This window comes from Streptomyces sp. SID8352 (genome assembly GCF_009862265.1).
Taxonomy (GTDB): Bacteria; Actinomycetota; Actinomycetes; order Streptomycetales; family Streptomycetaceae; genus Streptomyces.
Genome location: NZ_WWGX01000022.1, coordinates 396,370 through 419,240, shown reverse-complemented (window position 1 = coordinate 419,240; position 22,871 = coordinate 396,370). Strand labels below are relative to the sequence as shown.

Below are 22,871 nucleotides of genomic sequence, written 5' to 3'. Positions count from 1 at the left end.
ACTGTCCTTCCTTCGGTGGAGACGGTCGACGCCCCCGCGGGGGCCGCTGTTCCCGGGCGTTCCCTCACCCGTCACCCGGCCCCGGGGGCCGGTCGCGGTCCGGGGCGGGGTCCGCCGCCCGCGCCCTGCGGACCAGCTCCGCCCACACCTCCCGCACCCGGCGCCGCAGGTCCTCCAGCGGCACGTCGTTGTCGATGACGATGTCCGCGACGGCCCGGCGCTGCTCGCGGGTCGCCTGGGCGGCCATGCGCGCGCGGGCGTCCCCGGGCGTCATGCCGCGCAGCCGCACCAGCCGGTCGAGCTGGGTGGCGGGGTCGGCGTCGACCACGATCACCAGGTCGTACCGGGGGGCGAGGCCGTTCTCGGTGAGCAGGGGGACGTCGTGGACGACGACGGCGTCCGGGTCGGCGGCCTCCTCCAGGGCGCGGGAGCGGGCGGCGACCAGGGGATGCACGATCGCGTTCAGCGCGGCCAGCTTCTCGGGGTCGGCGAAGACCACGGCGCCCAGGGCGGGCCGGTCCAGACTTCCGTCGGGGGCGAGCGCCTCCGGGCCGAAGGCCGCCGCGACCGCGGCAAGGCCCGGCGTCCCCGGGGCGACGACCTCCCGCGCGATGCGGTCCGCGTCGACCAGCACGGCCCCGCAGTCGACGAGGAGCCTGGACACCTCGCTCTTGCCGGCGCCGATACCACCGGTCAGGCCCACGGACAGCATGGCAGCGCCTCCACCCCTCACCGCCCCGCGCCGGCGGGGACACTCGTACCGGCCGCGGCCCGCGGCGGACGCCCCGCCGCCGGTCCGGCCGGCGGCCGGGACCGGCCGGGCGCGGTCCGCCAGCAGCCTAGCGGATCAGCCCTCGCCCTCCCGTTCGGCCAGGAAGCGCTCGAACTCCCGGCCGATCTCGTCCGCCGACGGGATCTCGACGGGCTCGGCGAGCATGTTGCCGCGGGTCTCGGCACCTGCGGCGGCGTCGTACTGGTGCTCCAGGCCCTGGACCAGCGCGGTCAGCTCCTCGTCGCCCTCCCGGACCTGCCGGTCGATCTCGGTCTGGGTGCGGTGGGCGTCGGTGCGCAGGGAGTGGGCGACGCCGGGCAGCACCAGCCCGGTGGCGGCGGTGATGGCCTCCAGCACGGTCAGCGCCGCGTCCGGGTAGGCGGAGCGGGCGATGTAGTGCGGAACGTGCGCGGCGACCCCGAGGACCTCGTGTCCGGCCTGCGCCAGCCGGTACTCGATCAGCCCCTCTGCGCTGCCCGGGACCTGCGCCTCGTCGAAGGGGCTGCGGTGGCCCGGAACGAGGTCGGTCCGGTTGCCGTGCGGAGTGATGCCGACGGGGCGGGTGTGCGGGACGCCCATGGGGATGCCGTGGAAGTTCACCGAGAGGCGCACGCCGAGCCGCTCGACGATCTGGCCGACGGCGGCGGCGAAGCGCTCCCATTCGACGTCCGGTTCGGGGCCGGACAGCAGCAGGAAGGGCGCACCGGTGGCGTCCTGGACGAGCCGCACCTCGATGGCGGGCTCCTCGTAGTCGGTCCAGGCGTCCTTCTGGAAGGTGAGCAGCGGGCGGCGGGCGCGGTAGTCGACGAGCCGGTCGTGGTCGAACCGGGCGACGACCTGATGGGGCAGCGTGTCGAGCAGCCGGTCGACGATTTGGTCGCCCGTCTCGCCGGCGTCGATGTAGCCGTCGAAGTGGTAGAGCATGACGAGTCCGGCGGACTCCTGGGCGAGGGCCACGTCGACGACGCCCAGGCCCTTCGGCTCCCATGCGTACAAACCCTGCGGATCAAGCACAGTGACCGCTCCCCTCCTCGTGTTCGCTACCCACAACACGGGTACCGGTTCCGGCATTCCCGTCCGTTCCCATGATCATGTCCTGGCCGCCGCTCCGGGAACGCCGGAGGGCCCGCATCCCGGGTGGGGATGCGGGCCCTCCGTCATGAGCTACCGCTCGGGGCGGAACCCCTGCTCAGCGCGTGATCAGCTCTGGCCGCCGGCCAGCTTCTCGCGCAGCGCGGCCAGCGCCTCGTCCGACGCCAGGGCGCCGGAGTTGTCGCCGCCCTCGGAGGAGTACGAACCGCCGCCGGAAGCGGCCGGAGCGGCGTCCTCGCCACCCTCGGCAGCCGCCTGGGCGTCCGCCTCGCGGGACTTGATGACCTGCGCCTGGTGCTGCTCGAAGCGCTGCTGCGCCTCGGCGTACTGGCGCTCCCACTCCTCGCGCTGCTTCTCGTAGCCCTCGAGCCAGTCGTTGGTCTCGGGGTCGAAGCCCTCGGGGTAGATGTAGTTGCCCTGGTCGTCGTAGGACGCGGCCATGCCGTACAGGGTCGGGTCGAACTCGACCGCCGACGGGTCGGCACCGAAGGACTCGTTGGCCTGCTTGAGGGACAGCGAGATCCGGCGGCGCTCCAGGTCGATGTCGATGACCTTGACGAAGATCTCGTCGTTGACCTGGACGACCTGCTCGGGGATCTCCACGTGGCGCTCGGCCAGCTCGGAGATGTGCACCAGGCCCTCGATGCCCTCGTCCACACGGACGAACGCGCCGAACGGAACCAGCTTCGTGACCTTGCCGGGGACGACCTGGCCGATCTGGTGGGTGCGGGCGAACTGCTGCCACGGGTCTTCCTGGGTCGCCTTCAGCGACAGGGAGACGCGCTCGCGGTCCATGTCGACGTCCAGGACCTCGACCGTGACCTCCTGGCCGACCTCGACGACCTCGGAGGGGTGGTCGATGTGCTTCCAGGACAGCTCGGAGACGTGAACCAGACCGTCGACGCCACCCAGGTCCACGAAGGCACCGAAGTTGACGATCGAGGAGACCACGCCGGAGCGGACCTGACCCTTCTGGAGGGTCGTGAGGAAGGTCTGGCGGACCTCGGACTGGGTCTGCTCCAGCCAGGCACGGCGGGACAGGACCACGTTGTTGCGGTTCTTGTCCAGCTCGATGATCTTCGCCTCGAGCTCCTTGCCCACGTAGGGCTGGAGGTCGCGGACGCGGCGCATCTCGACCAGGGAGGCCGGGAGGAAGCCGCGGAGGCCGATGTCGAGGATGAGACCACCCTTGACGACCTCGATGACGGTACCGGTGACGATGCCGTCCTCTTCCTTGATCTTCTCGATGGTGCCCCAGGCACGCTCGTACTGCGCGCGCTTCTTCGAGAGGATCAGGCGGCCTTCCTTGTCCTCCTTCTGGAGGACAAGGGCCTCGATCTCGTCACCGACGGCGACGACCTCGTTGGGGTCGACGTCGTGCTTGATCGAGAGCTCGCGGCTCGGGATGACACCTTCGGTCTTGTAACCGATGTCGAGCAGGACCTCGTCCCGGTCGACCTTCACGATGACGCCGTCGACGATGTCGCCGTCGTTGAAGTACTTGATCGTCTCGTCGATCGCGGCGAGGAAGGCTTCCTCGTTACCGATGTCGTTGACCGCTACCTGCGGGGTGGTGGCGGTGGTCTCGGTGCTGCTCGTCATGTGGGAAAGGGCTCCGGTACGGACATTGAAGTCGTAGGCACTGCTTGCGCCGGGAGCCGGTTTCGCTCTGAAGAAGCCGGACAGCCAAGGAAGCGTCAGCCGAAACCACTGGCGACGCCTCGACAACCGAGGGGACATACAACAGATGCGAGCGCGACCTGCTACGTCTGAGGTGCGCAGGCCCGCAGCGCAACTTGTAGCATACGGGGGCAGCCGGGCAGGGTCAATGCGCGAAGCCGCACACGCGGGGCGGTTCGCCGCATACCCGGCACGAAAACGTCCCCCGGAGCCGCCGCGACACCTCCGCGCACCGTGCGCGCCGGCCCGCGGCCCCCGGGGACGGACCACGGAAGTGCCCGCAGATTAGTACGAGGGAGCCGGTCATCCAAGAGCCCGTCATGTCCGACGAACCGGAGGCCACCCGGCGTGCCGCCGGGGTCACGGAGAGCGCCCGCGCCAACCGCGGCTGGTGGGACCGCAACGCGGACGAGTACCAGAACGAGCACGGCACCTTCCTCGGCGACGACCGCTTCGTGTGGTGCCCCGAGGGACTGGACGAGGTGGAGGCCGAACTCCTCGGCCCCGCGGATGAGTTGAAGGGGCGGGACATCCTGGAGATCGGCGCCGGGGCGGGCCAGTGCTCGCGCTGGCTGGCCGCCCGGGGCGCCCGTCCGGTGGCCCTGGACCTCTCCCACCGCCAGCTCCAGCACTCCCTGCGCATCGGCGGTGACTTCCCGCTGGTCTGCGCGGACGCCGCGGTGCTGCCCTTCGCCGACGCCTCCTTCGACCTGGCCTGCTCGGCGTACGGGGCGCTGCCCTTCGTGGCCGACCCCCGGCTGGTGCTGCGGGAGGTGCGCCGGGTGCTGCGGCCCGGGGGCCGGTTCGTGTTCTCGGTGACCCACCCGCTGCGCTGGGCGTTCCCGGACGAGCCCGGCCCCGAGGGGCTGTCGGTGGCCTCCTCCTACTTCGACCGCACGCCCTACGTCGAGCAGGACGAGGCGGGCCGCGCGGTCTACGTCGAGCACCACCGCACGCTGGGCGACCGGGTCCGGGACGTGGTGGCGTCCGGGTTCCGGCTGGTGGACCTGGTGGAGCCGGAGTGGCCGGACTGGAACACCTCCGAGTGGGGCGGCTGGTCGCCGCTGCGCGGGGGGCTGATCCCGGGCACGGCGATCTTCGTGTGCGAGCGCGACTGAGCGGCGGTGACCGCGCCCGGCCGGGTCGACGACACTGGGTCCGTGATCCGTGACGACGCCCTGGCCTCCCTGCCCGTCCGCGATGCCCTGCCCGCCCTGCACGAGGCCCTGGCGGGGCACGGCTGCGCGGTGCTGGTGGCGCCGCCGGGCACCGGCAAGACGACCCTGGTGCCGCTGGCGCTCGCGGGCCTGCTGGACGGAGGGCCGGCGCGACGGGTGGTCGTGGCGGAGCCGCGGCGGATCGCGGCGCGGGCGGCGTCCCGGCGGATGGCGTGGCTGCTGGGCGAGCGGCCCGGCGGGCTCGTCGGCCACACGGTCCGCGGCGAGCGGGTGACCGGGCGGAACACCCGGGTGGAGGTCGTCACCACGGGCGTGCTGCTCCAGCGGCTCCAGCGGGACCAGGAGCTGGCCGGCACCGACGTGGTGGTGCTGGACGAGTGCCACGAGCGTCATCTGGACGCGGACACCGCGGCGGCGTTCCTCTGGGACGTGCGGCAGGCCCTGCGGCCCGGGCTGCGACTGGTGGCGGCGTCGGCGACGACGGACGCGGAGGGCTGGTCGGAGCTGCTGGGCGGGGCCCCGGTGGTCGCGGCGCCGGGCGTGTCGTACCCGGTCGAGGTGGTGTGGGCGCCGCCGGTCCGGCCGGTGCGCCCGCCGCACGGGACGCGGGTGGACCCGGCGCTGCTCGCGCACGTGGCCGCGGTGGTGCGGCGGGCGCTGGCCGAGCGGGACGGGGACGTGCTGTGCTTCCTGCCCGGTGTCGGGGAGATCGCCCGGGTCGCCGGGCTGCTCGGGGACGCCGGCCCGGAGGTGCTCCAGGTGCACGGGCGGGCGCCCGCCGCGGTGCAGGACGCGGTGCTCGCGCCCGGGGCGCGGCGCCGGGTGGTGCTGGCGACGTCGGTGGCCGAGTCGTCGCTGACGGTGCCGGGGGTGCGGGTGGTGGTGGACGCGGGGCTGGCGCGCGAACCCCGGGTGGACCACGCGCGGGGGCTGAGCGCGCTGACGACGGTGCGCGCCTCGCGGGCGTCGGCCCGGCAGCGGGCCGGCCGGGCGGGGCGGGAGGCGCCGGGGGCGGTGTACCGCTGCTGGGCGGAGGCGGAGGACGCGCGGCTGCCGGGGTTCCCGGCGCCGGAGATCAAGGTGGCCGATCTGACGGCCTTCGCGCTCCAGGCGGCCTGCTGGGGCGACCCGGACGCGTCGGGGCTGGCCCTGCTGGACGCGCCGCCGGGCGGGGCGATGGCGGCGGCGCGGGCGGTCCTGACGGCAGTCGGCGCGGTCGACCGGGCGGGCCGCGCCACGGAGCGGGGCGCGCGCATGACGCGTCTGGGGGTGCACCCCCGGCTGGGCCGGGCGCTGCTGGACGCGGGCGGCGGGGACGCGGGGGACGCCGTCGCGGAGGTGGTGGCGCTGCTCAGCGAGGAGGCCCCGCGCGAGTACGGGGACGATCTGGTGACCGCGCTGCGCACCGCCCGGCGCGGCGGCGACGCGTACGGGGCGCGCTGGCGCCGGGAGGCACGGCGGCTGCGCGCCGCCGCGGCGGACGACGGGAGCGGGGGCGCGGGCGGACGCGGGGGCGGGGACCGGGGCGCGGCGGCGGACCCCGGGCACGGTGGCACGGACGGGCACGGATCGGCCGGCGGCGGGCGCGGAACGGAAGGCGCTCGTGGCACGGCCGCCGCCGGGCGGCGCGGGAGCGCGGGCGGCACCCGGACCACGGGGCGGCATGAGCCGGCGGACCGCGTCCGGCGGAGCACCGGAGGCCCCGGGTCGGCGGACCGGGGAGGTGCGGCCGGCGGCGGGGGCGGGGCGGCGCGCGGTTCCGAGGAGGCGCTGGTCGGCCGGGTGGCCGCGCTGGCGTATCCGGAGCGGGTGGCGAGGCTGGACGGAGGGTCGTACCTCATGGTCTCCGGCACCCGCGCGGAGCTGCCGGAGGGGTCGGCGCTGCGCGGGGCGCCGTGGATCGCGGTGGCGGTGGCCGACCGGCCCGTCGGGCGGGGGCACGCGCGGGTGCGGCTCGCGGCGGCCGTCGACGAGGCGACGGCCGTGCGGGCGGCGGGCGCGCTGCGGGAGACGCGGGACGAGGTGCGCTGGGCCGACGGCGACGTCGTGGCCCGGAGGGTGGAGCGGCTGGGCGCCGTCGAACTGGCGGTGCGGCCGCTGCGGGACGCCGCCCCGGACCTCGTGCGGGAGGCGTTGCTGGAGGGGCTGCGCCGGGAGGGGCTGGAGCCGCTGCGCTGGTCGGCCGGGGCGCGGTCGCTGCGGCTGCGGCTGGCGTTCCTGCGGCTGCGGCTCGGCGGGCCCTGGCCGGACGTCGCCGACGAAGCGCTGCTGGCGCGCGCGGACGAGTGGCTGGAGCCCGAGCTGGGCCGGGCGCGGCGGCGGGCGGACCTGGCGCGGATCGACGCCGGGCAGGCGCTGGCGCGGCTGCTGCCCTGGGCCTCCGGGGAGGCGGGGCGGCTGGACGAGCTGGCCCCGGAACGGATCACGGTGCCCAGCGGCTCCCGCGTCCGGATCGACTACGCCGACCCCGAGCGGCCGGTGCTCGCGGTCAAGCTCCAGGAGATGTTCGGGCTGGACCGCTCGCCCGAGGTGGCGGGTGTGCCGCTGCTGGTGCACCTGCTGTCCCCCGCAGGGCGGCCCGCCGCCGTCACCGCCGACCTGGCCTCCTTCTGGCGGGACGGCTACCGGGGCGTGCGGGCGGAGCTGCGCGGCCGGTATCCCCGGCATCCGTGGCCCGAGGACCCCGCCGCGGCCGAGCCGACGCGCCGCACCGACGCGCGGCCCGGACGGTGACGGACGGGGGCTACTTCGCGGCGCCGGGCGAGGGCGAACCGGTGGACGGGGTGCCGGACGCCGACGCGGACCCGGATCCCGACGGGGTGGCGGATCCGGACGGGGTGGCGGCGGGCGCCGTGGCGGAGGGGCTCGGCGAGGTCCCGGCCGAGGGCTCCCCGGACGGCGTGGACGGGCTCGGGGACGGTTCGGCCTCCTCGGCGGGGGTCACGGTGAGCCCGATGTTGAGCGTGGCGCCGCCCGGGGCGGTCAGCCGCAGCACGTAGGCGCCGGCCGTGTCGTCCGCGTGCAGCCGTGGCAGCGTCAGCAGCCCCTTGGCGTCGGTGAGTCGGGTGAGGGTGCGGACGGGTTCGCCGTCGGCACCCTCGAAGTAGGGGCCCTTGTCGTTCTCGGCCGGGTCGGTCGCCGACCGCACCAGGGTGGCGGTGACGGCGACCCCGCTCGCGGCGGCGCCCTTGAGGGTTGCCCTGACCCCGATCGGGTCCGCGAAGGTGCCGCCGGCCGCGCAGACCGGGGCGGTGCCGTCGCCGGTGCGGGCGAGGGCGTCGGCGACGCGCTCGGTGACGGTGGCCCGGTAGCCGAGGCCGGGGACGGCGCGGCCGACGACGGTGGCGCGGACGGTGAACGCGCCGGTCCGCTCGCCCGCGACCAGGGCGGGGGCGGTGGCCACGCCGGAGCGGTCGGTGAGGACGGTGGCGACGCGTTCCCCGCCGGTGAAGACGGTGTCGGTGTCGCCCCGGATGGTGAAGCGGACCCGGACCTTGGCGACGCCCCTGCCCTCGTCGGTCTCCGCGCGGGCGGCGGCCCGCTGGGCGAAGGTCTCCCCGGCGGTCGCGGTGAGCGGCTCGGTGCCGGTCTTCTCCAGGTGGTCCACCGTGTCGGTGGGCGTCGGCTTCGTGCCGGGCGGGGGCGGCGTCGGCGCGGGCGGCTTGGGCTCGGCGGGCTTGCCCGGTTCGGTCGGCTTCGTCGGGTCGGTCGGCTTCGTCGGGTCGGTCGGCTCGGTCGGCTCGGTGGGCTCGGTGGGCGTGCCGGTGCCCGTGCCGGGCGAGGGCGTGCCGGGACCGGTGGGGCCGCCGGGCGGGATCGACGGCGGGACCACCGGGGACGGGTCGTCGCTGCGGCCCACGGGCAGTGTGCCGGTGCCGTCCGGGACCGAGTGGCTTCCCCTGCGGTAGTAGTCCAGCCAGGACAGGACGGTGTGCAGGTAGTCCTGCGAGTTGTTGTAGCTGAGGATCGCGCGCTTGAGGTGGGCCGGAACGTCGAGGTCCCAGCCGTTGCGGCAGAGGTAGCCGCCGGCCGAGAGGGCCGCGTCGTAGACGTTGTTCGGGTCCGCGCGTCCGTCGCCGTTGCCGTCGCGGCCCGCCCACGCCCAGGTGGACGGGATGAACTGCATGGGGCCGACGGCGTTGTCGTAGGCGCTGTTGCCGTCGTACAGACCGTTGTCGGTGTCCTTGATGAGCGCGAAGCCGTTGCCGTCGAGCTGGGGGCCGATGATGGGGCTGGTGGTGGTGCCGTCGGCGCCGACCCGTCCGCCCCGGGCGTGGCCCGACTCCACCTTGCCGATGGCGGCCAGGAGTTGCCAGGGCAGGTTGCAGCCGGGCTTGGTGCGGCGCAGTTCGGCCTCGGCCCTGCGGTAGGCGTCGAGGACGGTGGCGGGGATGCCCTCCTCGGCGGGGCCCTGGACGACGGGCGTGCCGCCGATGGTGGGGGACGGCGCGGGACTCGGGCTGTTCAGCGGCGGAAGGTCGGTGTGGTACGGCGAGTTGCCGGTGGCGCTCTGGTCGGCGGGGGGCGCGTCGGACGCGGTGGCGCTGTCCGACGAGGTCCGTCTGCCCTGGGCGTCGACCGTCACGTCGGGAGCCTGGGAGGCGGACAGGGCCGCGACGGCGAGTGCCGCCACGGTGGTGGTGACCGCCGCCTTGCGGAGTCTCCTGTCGAAGTGCGCCGCCATAGAGTGAACCCCTCCCCTGAACGCTCGTGCGCGTCGTCGTCCGTCCGTGCCCGTCGTCTTCCGCTGTCGTGCCCGCCCGGTCGGGGCGGTACGCCGGCACTCGCCCCGCGGTGACGGACGAGCGCTCGGGGGACGCACCGAATCCCTCCCCGGGCGTTGATCGTCTGTTCGACCGGTACGGTGCCGCTGGCGACCCTACGGCACCTTGCTGTGAGCGGGCACCGGTACCCGCCCGATTTTCACCGATTGACCACGCGAGGAGCTCCGTTGCCGTTCACCGCAAGCCATGCCGCCGCCGTCCTGCCCGCCGTGCGCGGGGACGGGACCGGGCGGGGACGGCTGGTGCCGTCGGTCCTCGTGGCGGGTTCGTTCGCGCCCGACATGACCTACTACGCGGCGAGTCTGGTCCCCGGGGCGATGGAGTTCGGGCGGGTCACGCACTCCTTCCCGGGCGTCCTGACCCTGGACGTGCTCGTCGCCTGGACGCTGGTGGGGCTGTGGCTGACGGTGCGTGAGCCGCTGGTGGCCCTGCTTCCGGCGGGCCGTCAGGGGCGGCCGGCCGCGCTGCTGCGCTGCGGGGCGCCCCGGGCGCGGCCCCGGCCGTCCCTGGTGGCCCGGTGGTACGCCTCGGCGGTGCTCGGCGCGCTCACCCATGTGGTGTGGGACGCCTTCACGCATCACAGCCGGTGGGGCGCGCGGATGTTCCCGGTCCTGGAGCGGGAGTTCGCGGGGTCGCCGCTCTACTGGTACCTCCAGTACGGCGGTTCGGCGGTGGCGGCGGTGGTGATCGCGCTGTTCCTGCTCCGGGCGCTGCGGGGGATGCCGGACCTCCCCCGGCCGGCCGTGCCTTCGCTGTCGGCGCGGGACCGTTGGTGGGCCCTGGCCCTGTTCGGCGGCTGCGCGGCGACCGGTGCGGTGGTGCGGGCGGTGCGGTGGTGGGCGTACTGGGGAGCGGTCGCGAAACCGTGGGAGCTGATCCCGACGGTGTGCTTCGGCGCCGGGGCGGGGCTGCTGCTCGCCCTGCCGCTGTACGCGATGGCGGCCAGGACGTGGCGCCCGGTCCGGGCACCCGGCGGTACGGCGGGACCGGAAGCGGACGGCGACGCGGGGGCGGGCGCGGGCCCGTGCGGGGGAGCGGACGGCGGCACGGGGGCGGACGCCGGTCCGGGCACGAGGACGGACGGCGACACGGGAACGGGCGCGGGCCCGGACGCCTCGCGGGGGCGGCGGGTGACGCGCTGAGACGGCGCCGGGTCCCGTCCTCGGCCCCTCGCCCGGCCGAGGCCGGGCCGGAAGGCGTCCGGCGCGTGACCTCCCACGGTGGCGGCGCACCGGTGCGGTGTGCCGACGTCCGGGGCACCTCCGCGGAGGTGCCCCGGACGGCAACGCCCGAAGGCACGCTCCGGAGAAGGGGTCTCAGGCATGTCCGACCATTCCCGTCCCCCTCACGACGCCGTGCGCGCACTCCCGCCGCACCACCCCCGGCACCGAGTACGTCCGCATGCGAAGGCCCGGGGCAGGCGCGCCGACAGCGCGCACCTGACACCGCGCGGCCGCCCTACGGGCGACGACGGCAATCGTCGGACAGGCCCCGGCCGCGGCGGTCGGACCGCAGGCGCGGCACCAGGGCGAGGACGCCGGCCAGACCGCCCCGGACCGGCCCGCTCCCGGACCTCGGGGCAGGGGGTTCACGCGGGACGACGGCCGCCGGAACACTGCGGGCGAGCCGCCGCCGCAGAACGGCCGCCGTGCGGCGGGGGGTGTCCAGGAGGGTGGTGGGGACGCGGAGGGTGCTCGCGTCGGGGGCGAGGACCGGAGCCGGTGGGAGGAGCACCCGGGCGGGTCGCTGTGTGCCTGCCCGTGCCGGGTTCGTCCGGTGGTGGAGCATGCGTATACCCATGCCCGCCATCCTCACGGCCCCCTCTCCGGCCGTCCTTCCCACGGCCCCCACCTGAGTGACGCGCCTCCCGGCCCGTCCCCGCCGCGACACCCGCCCCGGGACGGGCGGCCGGGCCCACGCCCCGGAGCCGTCCGCGCGGGACCGTCGGAACCGGTGCCGTCCGCGCGGGGCCGCCCGTACAGGGGCGCCCGTACGGTGAGCGCCCGGGCACGGAACCCGGCCCCGGGAGCGGCGCTGCCGCGCGTCGACCCCGGCCGGGCGCCCCCGCGCAGGGGGCGGTCGGACTGGGCGGAGGACCTCCGGCGCGGGGCCGGGACACGTCCGCCGTCAGTGGGCCGCCGACTCCCAGTCCGGGCCCGAGCCGACCGAGACGCCCAGCGGCACCCGCAGGTCCACCGCCGTCGACATCTCCCGGCGGATGATCTCCTCCACCGCGGCGCTCTCCCCGGGGGCGATCTCCAGGACGATTTCGTCGTGCACCTGGAGCAGCATCCGGGAGGTGAGCCCGGCCTCGCGCAGCGCCCGGTCCACCCGGAGCATGGCGATCTTGACGATGTCGGCCGCCGTGCCCTGGATCGGGGCGTTGAGCGCCATCCGCTCGGCCGCCTCCCGGCGCTGGCGGTTGTCGCTGTTGAGGTCGGGAAGATACCGGCGGCGGCCGAACAGCGTCGCCGTGTAGCCCGTCGCCCGCGCCTCCTCCACCACCCGGTGGAGATAGTCCCGTACGCCGCCGAACCGCTCGAAGTAGGCGTCCATGAGCCCGCGGGCCTCGGCCGCCTCGATGTTGAGCTGCTGGGAGAGACCGAAGGCCGACAGCCCGTAGGCCAGCCCGTACGACATGGCCTTGATCTTGCGCCGCATCTCCGCGTCGACCGCGGACCGCTCCACGGAGAACACCTGTGCGGCGGCCGTGGTGTGCAGGTCCTCGCCGGAGGTGAACGCCTCGATCAGGCCCGCGTCCTCGGAGAGGTGGGCCATCACCCGCAGCTCGATCTGGCTGTAGTCGGCCGTCATCAGGGACTCGAACCCCTCGCCGACGACGAAGCCGCGCCGGATCGCCCGGCCCTCGTCGGTGCGGACCGGGATGTTCTGCAGGTTCGGGTCGGTGGAGGAGAGCCGGCCGGTGGCCGCGACCGTCTGGTTGAAGGTCGTGTGGATACGGCCGTCCGCGGCGACCGTCTTGATCAGGCCCTCGACGGTGACGCGCAGCTTGGCCTGCTCCCGGTGGCGGAGCATGATCACCGGCAGCTCGTTCTCCGTCTGGGTGGCCAGCCAGGCGAGCGCGTCGGCGTCGGTGGTGTAACCGGTCTTGGTCTTCTTGGTCTTGGGCAGGTTCAGCTCGCCGAAGAGGACCTCCTGGAGCTGCTTGGGCGAGCCGAGGTTGAACTCGCGGCCGGCCGCCGCGTGCGCCTCCTTCACCGCCTGCTGCACCGCGCCCGCGAACATCTGCTCCATGGCCCGGAGGTGCTCCGGGTCGGCCGCGATGCCGTGCCGCTCCATGCGGGCCAGCAGGGCGGAGGTCGGCAGCTCCACGTCGCGCAGCAGGTCGGCGGCGCCGACCTCGGCCAGCCGGTCCCCGAACGCCTCGCCCAGATCGAGGACGGCGCGGGCCTGCACCATCAGCGCCTCGGCCTCGGCGCCCTCGTCCGTGCCGAAGGCGAGCTGGCCGTCGGCCGCGGCGGCCGGGGCCAGTTCGCGGTGCAGGTACTCCAGGGAGAGCGCGTCCAGGTCGAAGGAGCGGCGGCCCGGCTTCACGAGGTAGGCGGCGAGCGCGGTGTCCATGGAGACGCCCTCGACCGACCAGCCGTGCTCGGCGAAGACCCGCATGGCGCCCTTGGCGTTGTGGAGGACCTTGGGCCGGGAGGCGTCGGCCAGCCAGCCCGCGAACGCCGTCTCGTCCGCCTCGTCCAGCTGGGCCGGGTCGAACCACGCGGCGGTGCCGTCGGCCGCGGCCAGCGCCACCTCGGCGACCGAGCCGGTGCCGAGCGCCCAGGTCGCGACGGTGGCGACGCCGAGCGGCCCGGCTCCGCGCCCGGCGAGCCAGCCGGCCAGCTCGCCGGTGGCCAGCACGGTGCCGTCCAGCTCCACGCCGTCCGTGACGACCGGTGCGGCCTCGGCCTCCTCGGAGCCGGGGTCGACGGCGAACAGCCGCTCGCGCAGGGAGGGATTGCGGATCTCCAGGGTGTCCAGGATCATCGCGACGCCCTTGCGGTCGTACGCGGGGCGCTCCAGCTCGGTGACCCGCCGGGGCAGCTCCACCCGGCGCTCCAGCTCGGTGAGCCGGCGGTTGAGCTTGACGGACTCCAGGTGGTCGCGGAGGTTCTGCCCGGCCTTGCCCTTGATCTCGTCGGCGCGCTCGACCAGCTCGGCGAAGGAGCCGAACTCGTTGATCCACTTGGTGGCGGTCTTCGGGCCGACGCCGGGGATGCCCGGGAGGTTGTCGGACGGGTCGCCGCGCAGGGCGGCGAAGTCGGGGTACTGGGCGGGGGTCAGTCCGTACTTCTCGACGACCTTCTCCGGGGTGAACCGGGTCAGCTCGGAGACGCCCTTGGTCGGGTAGAGCACCGTGGTGTGCTCGCTGACCAGTTGGAAGGAGTCCCGGTCGCCGGTGACGATCAACACGTCGAAGCCCTCGGCCTCGGCCTCGGTGGCGAGGGTGGCGATGACGTCGTCGGCCTCGAAGCCCTCCACGGCGAACCGGGGCACGTGCATCACGTCGAGCAGCTCGCCGATCAGCTCCACCTGGCCCTTGAACTCGTCCGGGGTCTTGGAGCGGTTCGCCTTGTACTCGGTGAACTCCTCGGAGCGCCAGGTCCTGCGGGAGACGTCGAAGGCCACCGCGAAGTGCGTGGGCGCCTCGTCGCGCAGCGTGTTGGCCAGCATCGACGCGAAACCGTAGATCGCGTTGGTCGGCTGGCCCGTCGCGGTGGTGAAGTTCTCCACGGGCAGCGCGAAGAACGCGCGGTACGCCAGCGAGTGCCCGTCCATGAGCATCAGGCGCGGGCGGCTGCCGCCGGGGGTCTGGTCGGTCTTCTTCGATGCTGTCTCTGCCACGCCCCCGATCCTGCCACGAACCACTGACACCCGGTCCCGCCCACGCCCTGCCGCGCCGCCGGACCGCGCCGCCGGGCTCCCCGGCCGCTCCCCTCCGGGTCCGGCGGCCCGCCCCAGCGCAGCCTCTTCGCAGCCCCGCCGCGCCCCGCCGCGCCGGCCGCGCCTCTGCCGTGTCCCCGCAGGGCCCCGGCCCCCGGTCCCGGAGGGCCCGGATGTCGGCGGGGCGTGCGAGGATCGCTGACACGGCCCGTACGACGGATACGAGGCCCGCACGGGACGCGAAGGGGAGTGCGCGATGGCCAGGAAGCCGCCCGCGAGTGATCCGGTCCAGGACGCGCCGACGGTCACCGGACCGAAGCACGCGGCGGCGGGAATCCCCGCCGTCGCCCACACCCTGCGCGCCGCGCAGCGGCAGATGGGCGTGCGGCGCACCGCGCTGACCCTGCTGAGCGTCAACCAGGAGAACGGTTTCGACTGCCCGGGGTGCGCCTGGCCCGACCCGGAGCACCGGCACACGGCGGAGTTCTGCGAGAACGGCGCGAAGGCGGTGGCCGAGGAGGCCACCCTGCGCCGGGTCACCCCCGAGTTCTTCGCCGCGCACCCCGTGGCCGACCTCGCGACCCGCAGCGGCTACTGGCTGGGCCAGCAGGGGCGGCTCACCCACCCGGTGTACCTCCCGGAGGGCGGCGAGCACTACGAGCCGGTGACCTGGGAGCGTGCCTTCGGGATCGTCGCCGAGGAGCTCGGCGCCCTCTCCTCCCCCGACGAGGCCCTCTTCTACACCTCCGGGCGCACCAGCAACGAGGCGGCCTTCCTCTACCAGCTCTTCGCCCGCGAGCTGGGCACCAACAACCTGCCGGACTGCTCGAACCTGTGCCACGAGTCGTCCGGCTCGGCGCTGACCGAGACCCTCGGCGTCGGCAAGGGCAGCGTCCTGCTGGAGGACCTCCACCGGGCCGACCTGATCATCGTGGCCGGGCAGAACCCGGGCACCAACCACCCGCGGATGCTCTCCGCGCTGGAGCGGGCCAAGGCGAACGGGGCGCGGATCGTCAGCGTCAACCCGCTGCCCGAGGCGGGCATGGAGCGGTTCCGCAACCCGCAGACCCCGAAGGGGCTCACCCGGGGGACCGCGCTGACCGACCTGTTCCTGCAGATCCGGCTCGGCGGCGACCAGGCGCTGTTCCGGCTCCTCAACCGGCTGGTCCTGGAGACGCCGGGCGCGGTCGACGAGGAGTTCGTCCGGGAACACACCCACGGCTACGAGGAGTTCGCCCGGACCGCTCGGGAGGCCGACTGGGAGGAGACGCTCGCCGCGACGGGTCTCACCCGCGCGGACATCGAGGAGGCGCTGCGCCTGGTGCTCGGCTCCGAGCGGATCATCGTGTGCTGGGCGATGGGGCTGACCCAGCACAAGCACTCGGTGCCCACCATCCGCGAGATCGTCAACTTCCTGCTGCTGCGCGGCAACATCGGCCGCCCCGGCGCCGGGGTGTGCCCGGTGCGCGGCCACTCCAACGTGCAGGGCGACCGCACCATGGGCATCTTCGAGCGCCCCGCGCCCGCCTTCCTGGACGCCCTGGAGAAGGAGTTCGGCTTCGCCCCGCCGCGCGAGCACGGGTACGACGTCGTCCGGGCCATCCGGGCGCTGCGCGACGGCGACGCCAAGGTGTTCTTCGCCATGGGCGGCAACTTCGTCTCCGCCTCCCCCGACACGGAGGTCACCGAGGCGGCCGTGCGGCGCGCGCGGCTGACGGTGCACGTGTCGACGAAGCTGAATCGCTCGCACGCGGTCACCGGCGCGCGGGCGCTCATCCTGCCGACGCTCGGCCGCACCGAGCGCGACGTGCAGGCGGGCGGCGAGCAGTTCGTGACGGTCGAGGACTCGATGGGCATGGTGCACGCCTCGCGCGGCCGGCTGGAGCCCGCGAGCCCCCATCTGCTCTCCGAACCGGCGATCGTGTGCCGCCTGGCGCGGCGGGTGCTCGGCGGGCGCAGCAGGGTGCCGTGGGAGGAGTTCGAGCGGGACTACGGGACCGTCCGCGACCGCATCGCGCGCGTGGTGCCCGGCTTCGAGGACTTCAACGCGCGGGTGGCCCGCCCCGGCGGCTTCGCGCTGCCGCACGCGCCGCGCGACGAGCGCCGCTTCCCGACGGCGACCGGGCGGGCGAACTTCACCGCCGCGCCGGTGGAGTACCCGAGGCTGCCCGAGGGGCGGCTGCTGCTCCAGACGCTCCGTTCGCACGACCAGTACAACACCACGATCTACGGCCTGGACGACCGCTACCGGGGCATCCGCAACGGGCGCCGGGTCGTCCTGGTGAACCCGGAGGACGCCGGGCGGCTCGGGGTCGCGGACGGCTCGTACGTCGATCTGGTCGGGGAGTGGCCGGACGGGGTGGAGCGGCGGGCCCCGGGCTTCCGCGTGGTGCACTACCCGACGGCCCGGGGCTGCGCGGCGGCGTACTACCCGGAGACGAACGTGCTGGTGCCGCTGGACGCCACGGCGGACACCAGCAACACCCCGGCCAGCAAGTCGGTGGTGGTCCGTCTGGAACAATCGGCGACCGGCTGAGCGTTCGCTCAGCCCGTGCGGCGCGCAGGCCGCGCCGCACCACCGATCACGAAGAACGGAGTCCGGCCCATGGGCGAGCAGCAGCGGGTCACGTTCCCCCGGGAAGTCCTCGACGAGTACGCCGCGCTCGGCATCGACCTGCCCGCCCTGTTCTCCGCCGGGGCGCTCGGCAAGCGGATGGGCGTCGAACTGCTGGAGGCGTCGGCGGACCGCGTGGTCGGCACGATGCCGGTGGAGGGCAACACCCAGCCGTACGGGCTGCTGCACGGCGGCGCCTCGGCGGTCCTGGCGGAGACGCTGGGCTCGGTCGGCGCGATGCTGCACGGCGGCAGCACGCGGATCGCCGTCGGTGTCGACCTGAACTGCACCCACCACCGCGGGGTCCGCTCCGGGACGGTCACCGGTGTGGCCACGCCGGTGCACCGGGGCCGCACGACGGCGACGTACGAGATCGTGATCAGCGACGAGAGCGGCCGGCGGGTGTGCAGCGCCCGGCTGACCTGTCTGCTGCGGGAGTCGGCCGTCCCCGCGGACGCGGCGCGGCCCGGCGGCGGCACGGCCTGAGCGGAGCCGGCGGCGGGCGCCCCTGACGGCGCCCCCACCGGCCCCCTCCCCACGGCCGGGGCCCCCACGGCCGCCCCGCCGGCCGGTCCTTCCCCCTCCCCATCGGCGTCGCTTCCCACAGGCCGGCATTTCCCGGCCGGCCGGTGCTCCCCCTCCGTCCGCCGCGCGCTCCGGACGCCCCGAGGATCGCCACGGCCGGGCTCCGCGGCCCACGCGGGCCCTCTGCCACCCGGCACTCCCCCACCGGCCGGGGCCGCTCCCCCGGGCCGGGGCCGCGATGCCGGGGCGCGCCGGGCGACCCGCGACCCGTCAGCAGCCGCCCCGCGCCTTCCGGCTCCGCGCGCCCCGGGCCGCCGCCCCCGCCCCGGTCGCACCGCCCACGGCACCGGGACGGCACCTCCCCGTGTCGTCCCGCCGACCTCCGTGCGGGGCCGCCGAGGCCGCCGAGGCCGCCGAGGCCGCCGGCGAGTCAACCTGCCCGAACCGGCGCGGTTGAGCCCCCCCCCGGCCTCCCCACGCACCCCCCTGGCCACCCCGACCCGCCCCCTTGCACACCCCACCGCTTCCTAGCCACCGTCAGGGGCCGGAACCGGCCTTTTTCCTGAGCGGGCGCCAATGGCTCCCGCAGGCGCTCCGGCACCACCGCCGACGGTCTCCGCACCCGTCCGCGAACGGCGGGAAACGACCGGTCACGCGCCTGCGGGAGCCACCCGCCGCCGGGTTACTCCACCGCCGGGGAACCTTTCCCGACAAAGCCGCATTCCCTGCACAAGATCATTGCCACACCGCGGATCACGGAATATGAAAAAGCACCACGGAACCCCGGACTCCCCTTCTTGGGCGTAACGCTGTGTAATGCACACACAATGCACATGCATGATTTCCGGCCGCCCCGGAGCTATGTCCAACCTCCCCCCATAGGCCCCACCAGTCGCCCCTGGCAACGTTTTCCGGTAATCACCAAAACGGCTCATACGCCTGAACAAGCCCCGTCGTTCCTGCGGGTTCTCACGATGCGGACAGGGCGAATCGGCCTGAATTCCGCCCTTCTTCCCCACTGACACCGCTCTGCATTACCGCGTGTCATAACAAGAGAGTCACATCATCAGTCAGACCCTCCTCCACATTCCCCGCACCCGCCTAGAGTCACGGCCAGTCACCGCGCAGTCGGAATGACACTTCGGCACAGCGCTCGACTCGGCCGCCTTCCACAAGGCAGCGGCCGTGCCAGGGAAAGGACTGATCGTGCGCCAACGTTCGCTCATCGCCATCACCGCCGCTCTGGCGGCGGGAGCGCTCACCCTCACCGCCTGCGGTTCGCGTGACGACGACGGCGGCTCCAAGTCCGGTGACGGTTCCGGCGGTGGCAGCACCACCGTCGTCATCGGCGTGGACGCCCCCCTGACCGGCGACCTGTCCGCGCTGGGCCTCGGCATCAAGAACTCCGCGGACCTCGCCGCCAAGACGGCCAACAAGCAGAAGTTCGTCGAGGGCGTCACCTTCAAGATCCAGGCGCTCGACGACCAGGGTCAGCCCTCGGTCGGCCAGCAGAACGCCACCAAGCTCGTCGCCAACAAGGACGTGCTCGGCGTGGTCGGCCCGCTGAACTCCTCGGTCGGCGAGTCCATGCAGAAGGTCTTCGACACGGCGAAGCTGGTCGAGGTCTCCCCGGCCAACACCAACCCGTCGCTGACCCAGGGCGTGGACTGGCAGAACAAGCAGGTCCGCCCGTACAAGTCGTACTTCCGCACCGCGACCACGGACGCCGTCCAGGGCCCGTTCGCCGCGCAGTACGTCTACAACGACTCCAAGAAGCGCAAGGTCTTCGTCATCGACGACAAGAAGACCTACGGCGCCGGCCTCGCGGGCACCTTCACGGAGGAGTTCAAGAAGCTCGGCGGCAAGGTGGTCGGCACCGAGCACATCAACCCGGACACCAAGGACTTCAACGCGGTCGCCACCAAGGTCAAGAACTCCGGCGCCGACGTCGTCTACTACGGCGGCGAGTACCCGCAGGCCGGCCCGCTGAGCAAGCAGATCAAGGAGGCCGGGGCGAAGATCCCGCTGGTCGGCGGCGACGGCATCTACAGCGCCGACTTCATCAAGCTCGCCGGCGCCAACGGCACCGGCGACCTCGCGACCTCGGTCGGCGCGCCCGTCGAGGAGCTCCCGTCCGCCAAGGAGTTCGTCGCCAACTACAAGGCCGAGGGGTACAAGGACGCCTTCGAGGCGTACGGCGGCTACTCCTACGACTCCGCCTGGTCGATCATCGAGGCCGTGAAGAAGGTCGTCGACGACAACGGCGGCAAGCTGCCGGGCGATGCCCGCGCCAAGGTCGTCGAGGCCATGCAGAGCGTGTCGTTCGACGGTGTGACCGGCAAGGTCTCCTTCGACGAGTTCGGTGACGCCACCAACAAGCAGCTCACCGTCTACGCCGTCGAGAACGGTGCCTGGGGTGCCGTGAAGTCCGGTACCTACGGCGGCTGACCCCGCCCGCCCGCACCACTGCCCACGAGCCGCGCGGGGCGCTGTTCCACAGGCGCCCCGCGCGGACTCGCATCCGGCCTCATCCGTCGAACGTCCGAAAGTCTCGGAGGACATGCGGTGAACGAACTGCCGCAGCAGCTGGTCAACGGCCTGCTACTGGGATCCATGTACGGGCTGATCGCCATCGGCTACACAATGGTCTACGGCATTGTCCAGCTCATCAACTTCGCCCACGGCGAGATCTTCATGGTGGGAGCCTTCGGGGCGCTCACGGTCCATCTGTACGTCCTGCCCGACGGCACCTCCATGTGGATCGCCCTGCCCCTGATGCTCCTGGGCGCCATGGTGGTCTCCGTCCTGGTCGCCATCGGGGCGGAACGGTTCGCCTACCGTCCGCTGCGCGGTGCCCCGCGGCTGGCCCCGCTCATCACGGCCATCGGCCTGTCCCTCGCCCTCCAGCAGGCCGTGTGGGCGCTGTACCCCGAGGCCAAGTCGAAGCTGCCCTTCCCGCAGATCGCGGGCGGCCCCTTCAGCATCGGCGGCGCCACCCTGCAGACCGGTGACATCTTCCTGCTCGCCGCCGCCCCGCTGAGCATGGCCTTCCTCGCCTACTTCGTGATGCGCACCCGGACCGGGCGCGGCATGCAGGCCACCGCCCAGGACCGCGACACCGCCAAGCTGATGGGCATCAACACCGACCGCATCATCGTGGTCGCCTTCGCCCTCGGCGCGGTCTTCGCCGCCGTCGGCGGTGTCGCCAACGGCCTCAAGTACGGCCAGATCGACTTCAAGATGGGCTTCATCCTCGGCCTGAAGGCCTTCACGGCCGCGGTGCTGGGCGGCATCGGCAACATCTACGGCGCCATGATCGGCGGCGTCGTCCTCGGCGTCGCGGAGACCCTGGCCACCGCGTACATCGCCGACATCCCCGGCCTGGACAAGTTCGGCAGCCAGTCCTGGGCCGACGTCTGGGCGTTCATCCTCCTCATCCTCGTGCTCCTGTTCAGGCCGCAGGGCCTGCTCGGCGAACGCGTCGCGGACAGGGCGTGACACCGATGACCACAGAGACCACCGCTCCGAAGACCGCGGGCGAGCCCGCCGCGGACGCTCCCACCGGCCTGATCGGCATCCCTCCGCTGCTCGGCCGCGCCCTCGCCACCGGCGGCGCCGCCCTGGCCGTCGTCGCCACGTTCATGGCCTGGACCTGGACCTCCGAGTTCCCCGGTGACCTCACCGTCTACGGCTACCCGGGCGGACTGCAGGTGCTGGTGCTGATCGGCGGCGCCCTGACCACGCTCCTCGGCATCGCCTCGTACGGTGTCAAGGGGCTGCGCTGGCTGGTGCCCGCCGGGGCCGACGCGGCGCTCAAGCTCGCCGCCCTGGCCACCTTCGCCACCGCCTGGTACACGGTCCTCGCCATCAGCACCGAGCTCGGCGGCGCGGTCAACCTGGAGCCCGGCGGCTACCTCGTGGCCGCCGCCACCCTGGTGTCGCTGCTCGGCGCACTGGCCCTGCCGTTCGAACGGCCCGAGCCGGACCCCTTCGACCCGGACGAGACCGGCTGGGAGCGGTTCAAGCACAACGCCGTGCAGAAGCGGCACACGCTCCGCGCGGCCTTCGCCGCGGGCACCCCGCGCCCGGCCCGCCCGCTGCCCTCCTACGCCGAGATCCTGATCATCGTCGCGGTCCTCGCGATCGCACTGGTGGTCTTCACCTACGGCATCGGCACCGAGTACGACGAGCTGTTCGTCGGCTTCCTGATCATGGCCGGGCTCGGCTTCGCGGCGCTCAACAAGGCCGGTCTGATCTCCCGGGTCTCGCAGATCACCGCCCGGCACCAGAACATCACGGTCTGCGGCGCGTTCATCGCGGCGGCCTGCTTCCCCTTCACCCAGACGGATGATCAGTACGCCACCCTGGGCGTCTACATCCTGATCTTCGCCACCGTCGCCCTCGGCCTGAACATCGTCGTCGGCCTCGCGGGCCTGCTGGACCTCGGCTACGTCGCCTTCCTCGGCGTCGGCGCCTACGCGGCGGCCCTGGTGTCCGGCTCGCCCAGCTCGCCGTTCGACGTGCACTTCCCGTTCTGGGCGGCCGTGCTGGTCGGCGCCGTCGCCTCGCTGGTGTTCGGTGTGCTGATCGGCGCCCCGACGCTGCGGCTGCGCGGCGACTACCTGGCCATCGTCACCCTCGGCTTCGGTGAGATCTTCCGCATCGCCGCCAACAACACCGACGGCACCTCGGGCCCGGACATCACCAACGGATCCAACGGCGTGTCGTCCATCCCGGACCTGAAGATCCTCGGCTTCGACCTCGGCATCCAGCACGACATCGGCGGCTTCACCATCGGCCGGTTCGCCAACTACTTCTTCCTGATGCTCGTCATCACGGCGGTCGTGGTGCTGGTCTTCCGGCGCAGCGGCGACTCCCGCATCGGCCGCGCCTGGGTCGCCATCCGCGAGGACGAGACCGCCGCGCTCGCCATGGGCATCAACGGCTTCCGGGTCAAACTCATCGCCTTCGCCGTCGGCGCCACCCTGGCCGGCCTCGCGGGCACCGTACAGGCGCACGTCACCTACACGGTGACGCCCGAGCAGTACCTGTTCGCCGGCACCACCCCGCCCAACTCGGCCTTCCTGCTGGCAGCGGTCGTCCTCGGCGGCATGGGCACCATCGCCGGCCCCCTGATCGGTGCCGCCCTGCTCTTCCTGATCCCCAACAAGCTCCAGTTCCTCGGCGACTACCAGCTGCTCGCCTTCGGACTCGCGCTCGTCCTGCTGATGCGGTTCCGTCCGGAGGGCCTCATCCCCAACCGGCGCCGCCAGCTGGAGTTCCACGAAGAGGACGACGCGCCCACCGTCCTGAGCAAGACAGGGGCCTGACCA

Annotated in this window: 13 protein-coding genes; 8 read left to right on the top strand and 5 right to left on the bottom strand. The window is 73.8% G+C overall.

The window, feature by feature from the left end; translation table 11 throughout:
* Positions 1 to 64 precede the first annotated feature (64 nt).
* The 3 genes from coaE to rpsA all read right to left on the bottom strand — a co-directional run bounded on the left by coaE (position 65) and on the right by rpsA (position 3,466).
* On the bottom strand, positions 65 to 712 hold the full coding sequence (gene coaE, locus GTY84_RS07150) for a dephospho-CoA kinase (RefSeq protein ID WP_161225243.1): 648 nt from the start codon (positions 710 to 712) through the stop codon (positions 65 to 67).
* A gap of 135 nt (positions 713 to 847) precedes the next feature.
* Entirely contained in the window at positions 848 to 1,786 is a 939-nt protein-coding gene (locus GTY84_RS07145; RefSeq protein ID WP_161225242.1) for a PAC2 family protein, read from the bottom strand.
* Positions 1,787 to 1,972: 186 nt separating this feature from the next.
* Complete coding sequence (gene rpsA, locus GTY84_RS07140; protein WP_161225241.1) at positions 1,973 to 3,466, bottom strand: 30S ribosomal protein S1; 1,494 nt, start codon at positions 3,464 to 3,466, stop codon at positions 1,973 to 1,975.
* A 398-nt stretch (positions 3,467 to 3,864) separates the two neighbouring features.
* On the opposite strand from rpsA, the gene GTY84_RS07135 reads away from it, so the two are divergent.
* Together GTY84_RS07135 and GTY84_RS07130 are read left to right on the top strand one after the other, a co-directional pair.
* Entirely contained in the window at positions 3,865 to 4,662 is a 798-nt protein-coding gene (locus GTY84_RS07135; protein WP_202549998.1) for a class I SAM-dependent methyltransferase, read from the top strand.
* A gap of 42 nt (positions 4,663 to 4,704) precedes the next feature.
* On the top strand, positions 4,705 to 7,455 hold the full coding sequence (locus GTY84_RS07130) for an ATP-dependent helicase C-terminal domain-containing protein (protein WP_161225240.1): 2,751 nt from the start codon (positions 4,705 to 4,707) through the stop codon (positions 7,453 to 7,455).
* Between the two features lie 10 nt (positions 7,456 to 7,465).
* On the opposite strand, the gene GTY84_RS07125 is transcribed toward GTY84_RS07130, so the two are convergent.
* Positions 7,466 to 9,406: a lytic transglycosylase domain-containing protein gene (locus tag GTY84_RS07125; protein WP_161225239.1), complete on the bottom strand. Its 1,941-nt coding sequence runs from the start codon at positions 9,404 to 9,406 to the stop codon at positions 7,466 to 7,468.
* A gap of 267 nt (positions 9,407 to 9,673) precedes the next feature.
* On the opposite strand from GTY84_RS07125, the gene GTY84_RS07120 reads away from it, so the two are divergent.
* Entirely contained in the window at positions 9,674 to 10,648 is a 975-nt protein-coding gene (locus GTY84_RS07120; protein WP_161225238.1) for a DUF4184 family protein, read from the top strand.
* A gap of 985 nt (positions 10,649 to 11,633) precedes the next feature.
* Here the strand turns inward: GTY84_RS07120 and polA are convergent.
* Positions 11,634 to 14,360 (bottom strand): DNA polymerase I, encoded by a 2,727-nt coding sequence (polA, locus tag GTY84_RS07115; protein WP_161225237.1) that lies wholly within the window; start codon positions 14,358 to 14,360, stop codon positions 11,634 to 11,636.
* 295 nt (positions 14,361 to 14,655) lie between these two features.
* On the opposite strand from polA, the gene GTY84_RS07110 reads away from it, so the two are divergent.
* The 5 genes from GTY84_RS07110 to GTY84_RS07090 all read left to right on the top strand — a co-directional run bounded on the left by GTY84_RS07110 (position 14,656) and on the right by GTY84_RS07090 (position 22,868).
* Positions 14,656 to 16,935 carry an FdhF/YdeP family oxidoreductase gene (locus tag GTY84_RS07110; RefSeq protein ID WP_161225236.1) on the top strand — a complete coding sequence of 760 codons (2,280 nt, stop codon included), beginning with the start codon at positions 14,656 to 14,658 and terminating at the stop codon, positions 16,933 to 16,935.
* A 69-nt stretch (positions 16,936 to 17,004) separates the two neighbouring features.
* The gene (locus GTY84_RS07105) at positions 17,005 to 17,499 is read left to right on the top strand and encodes a hotdog fold thioesterase (protein ID WP_161225235.1); all 495 of its coding nucleotides are present in this window, start codon (positions 17,005 to 17,007) and stop codon (positions 17,497 to 17,499) included.
* A gap of 1,245 nt (positions 17,500 to 18,744) precedes the next feature.
* Positions 18,745 to 19,986, top strand: coding sequence for a branched-chain amino acid ABC transporter substrate-binding protein (locus GTY84_RS07100; protein WP_161225234.1), 1,242 nt, complete (start codon positions 18,745 to 18,747; stop codon positions 19,984 to 19,986).
* A 117-nt stretch (positions 19,987 to 20,103) separates the two neighbouring features.
* Positions 20,104 to 21,036: a branched-chain amino acid ABC transporter permease gene (locus GTY84_RS07095; RefSeq protein WP_161225233.1), complete on the top strand. Its 933-nt coding sequence runs from the start codon at positions 20,104 to 20,106 to the stop codon at positions 21,034 to 21,036.
* 5 nt (positions 21,037 to 21,041) lie between these two features.
* Positions 21,042 to 22,868 (top strand): branched-chain amino acid ABC transporter permease, encoded by a 1,827-nt coding sequence (locus tag GTY84_RS07090; RefSeq protein WP_161225232.1) that lies wholly within the window; start codon positions 21,042 to 21,044, stop codon positions 22,866 to 22,868.
* Positions 22,869 to 22,871: the final 3 nt, after the last annotated feature.

What these genes read in the sequence shown, in the direction of transcription:
- GTY84_RS07090 (WP_161225232.1), top strand. Translation starts at nt 21,042, where the DNA reads ATGACCACAGAGACCACCGCTCCGAAGACCGCGGGCGAGCCCGCCGCG.
- rpsA (WP_161225241.1), bottom strand. Translation starts at nt 3,466, where the DNA reads ATGACGAGCAGCACCGAGACCACCGCCACCACCCCGCAGGTAGCGGTC.
- GTY84_RS07135 (WP_202549998.1), top strand. Translation starts at nt 3,865, where the DNA reads ATGTCCGACGAACCGGAGGCCACCCGGCGTGCCGCCGGGGTCACGGAG.
- GTY84_RS07110 (WP_161225236.1), top strand. Translation starts at nt 14,656, where the DNA reads ATGGCCAGGAAGCCGCCCGCGAGTGATCCGGTCCAGGACGCGCCGACG.
- coaE (WP_161225243.1), bottom strand. Translation starts at nt 712, where the DNA reads ATGCTGTCCGTGGGCCTGACCGGTGGTATCGGCGCCGGCAAGAGCGAG.
- GTY84_RS07105 (WP_161225235.1), top strand. Translation starts at nt 17,005, where the DNA reads ATGGGCGAGCAGCAGCGGGTCACGTTCCCCCGGGAAGTCCTCGACGAG.
- GTY84_RS07125 (WP_161225239.1), bottom strand. Translation starts at nt 9,406, where the DNA reads ATGGCGGCGCACTTCGACAGGAGACTCCGCAAGGCGGCGGTCACCACC.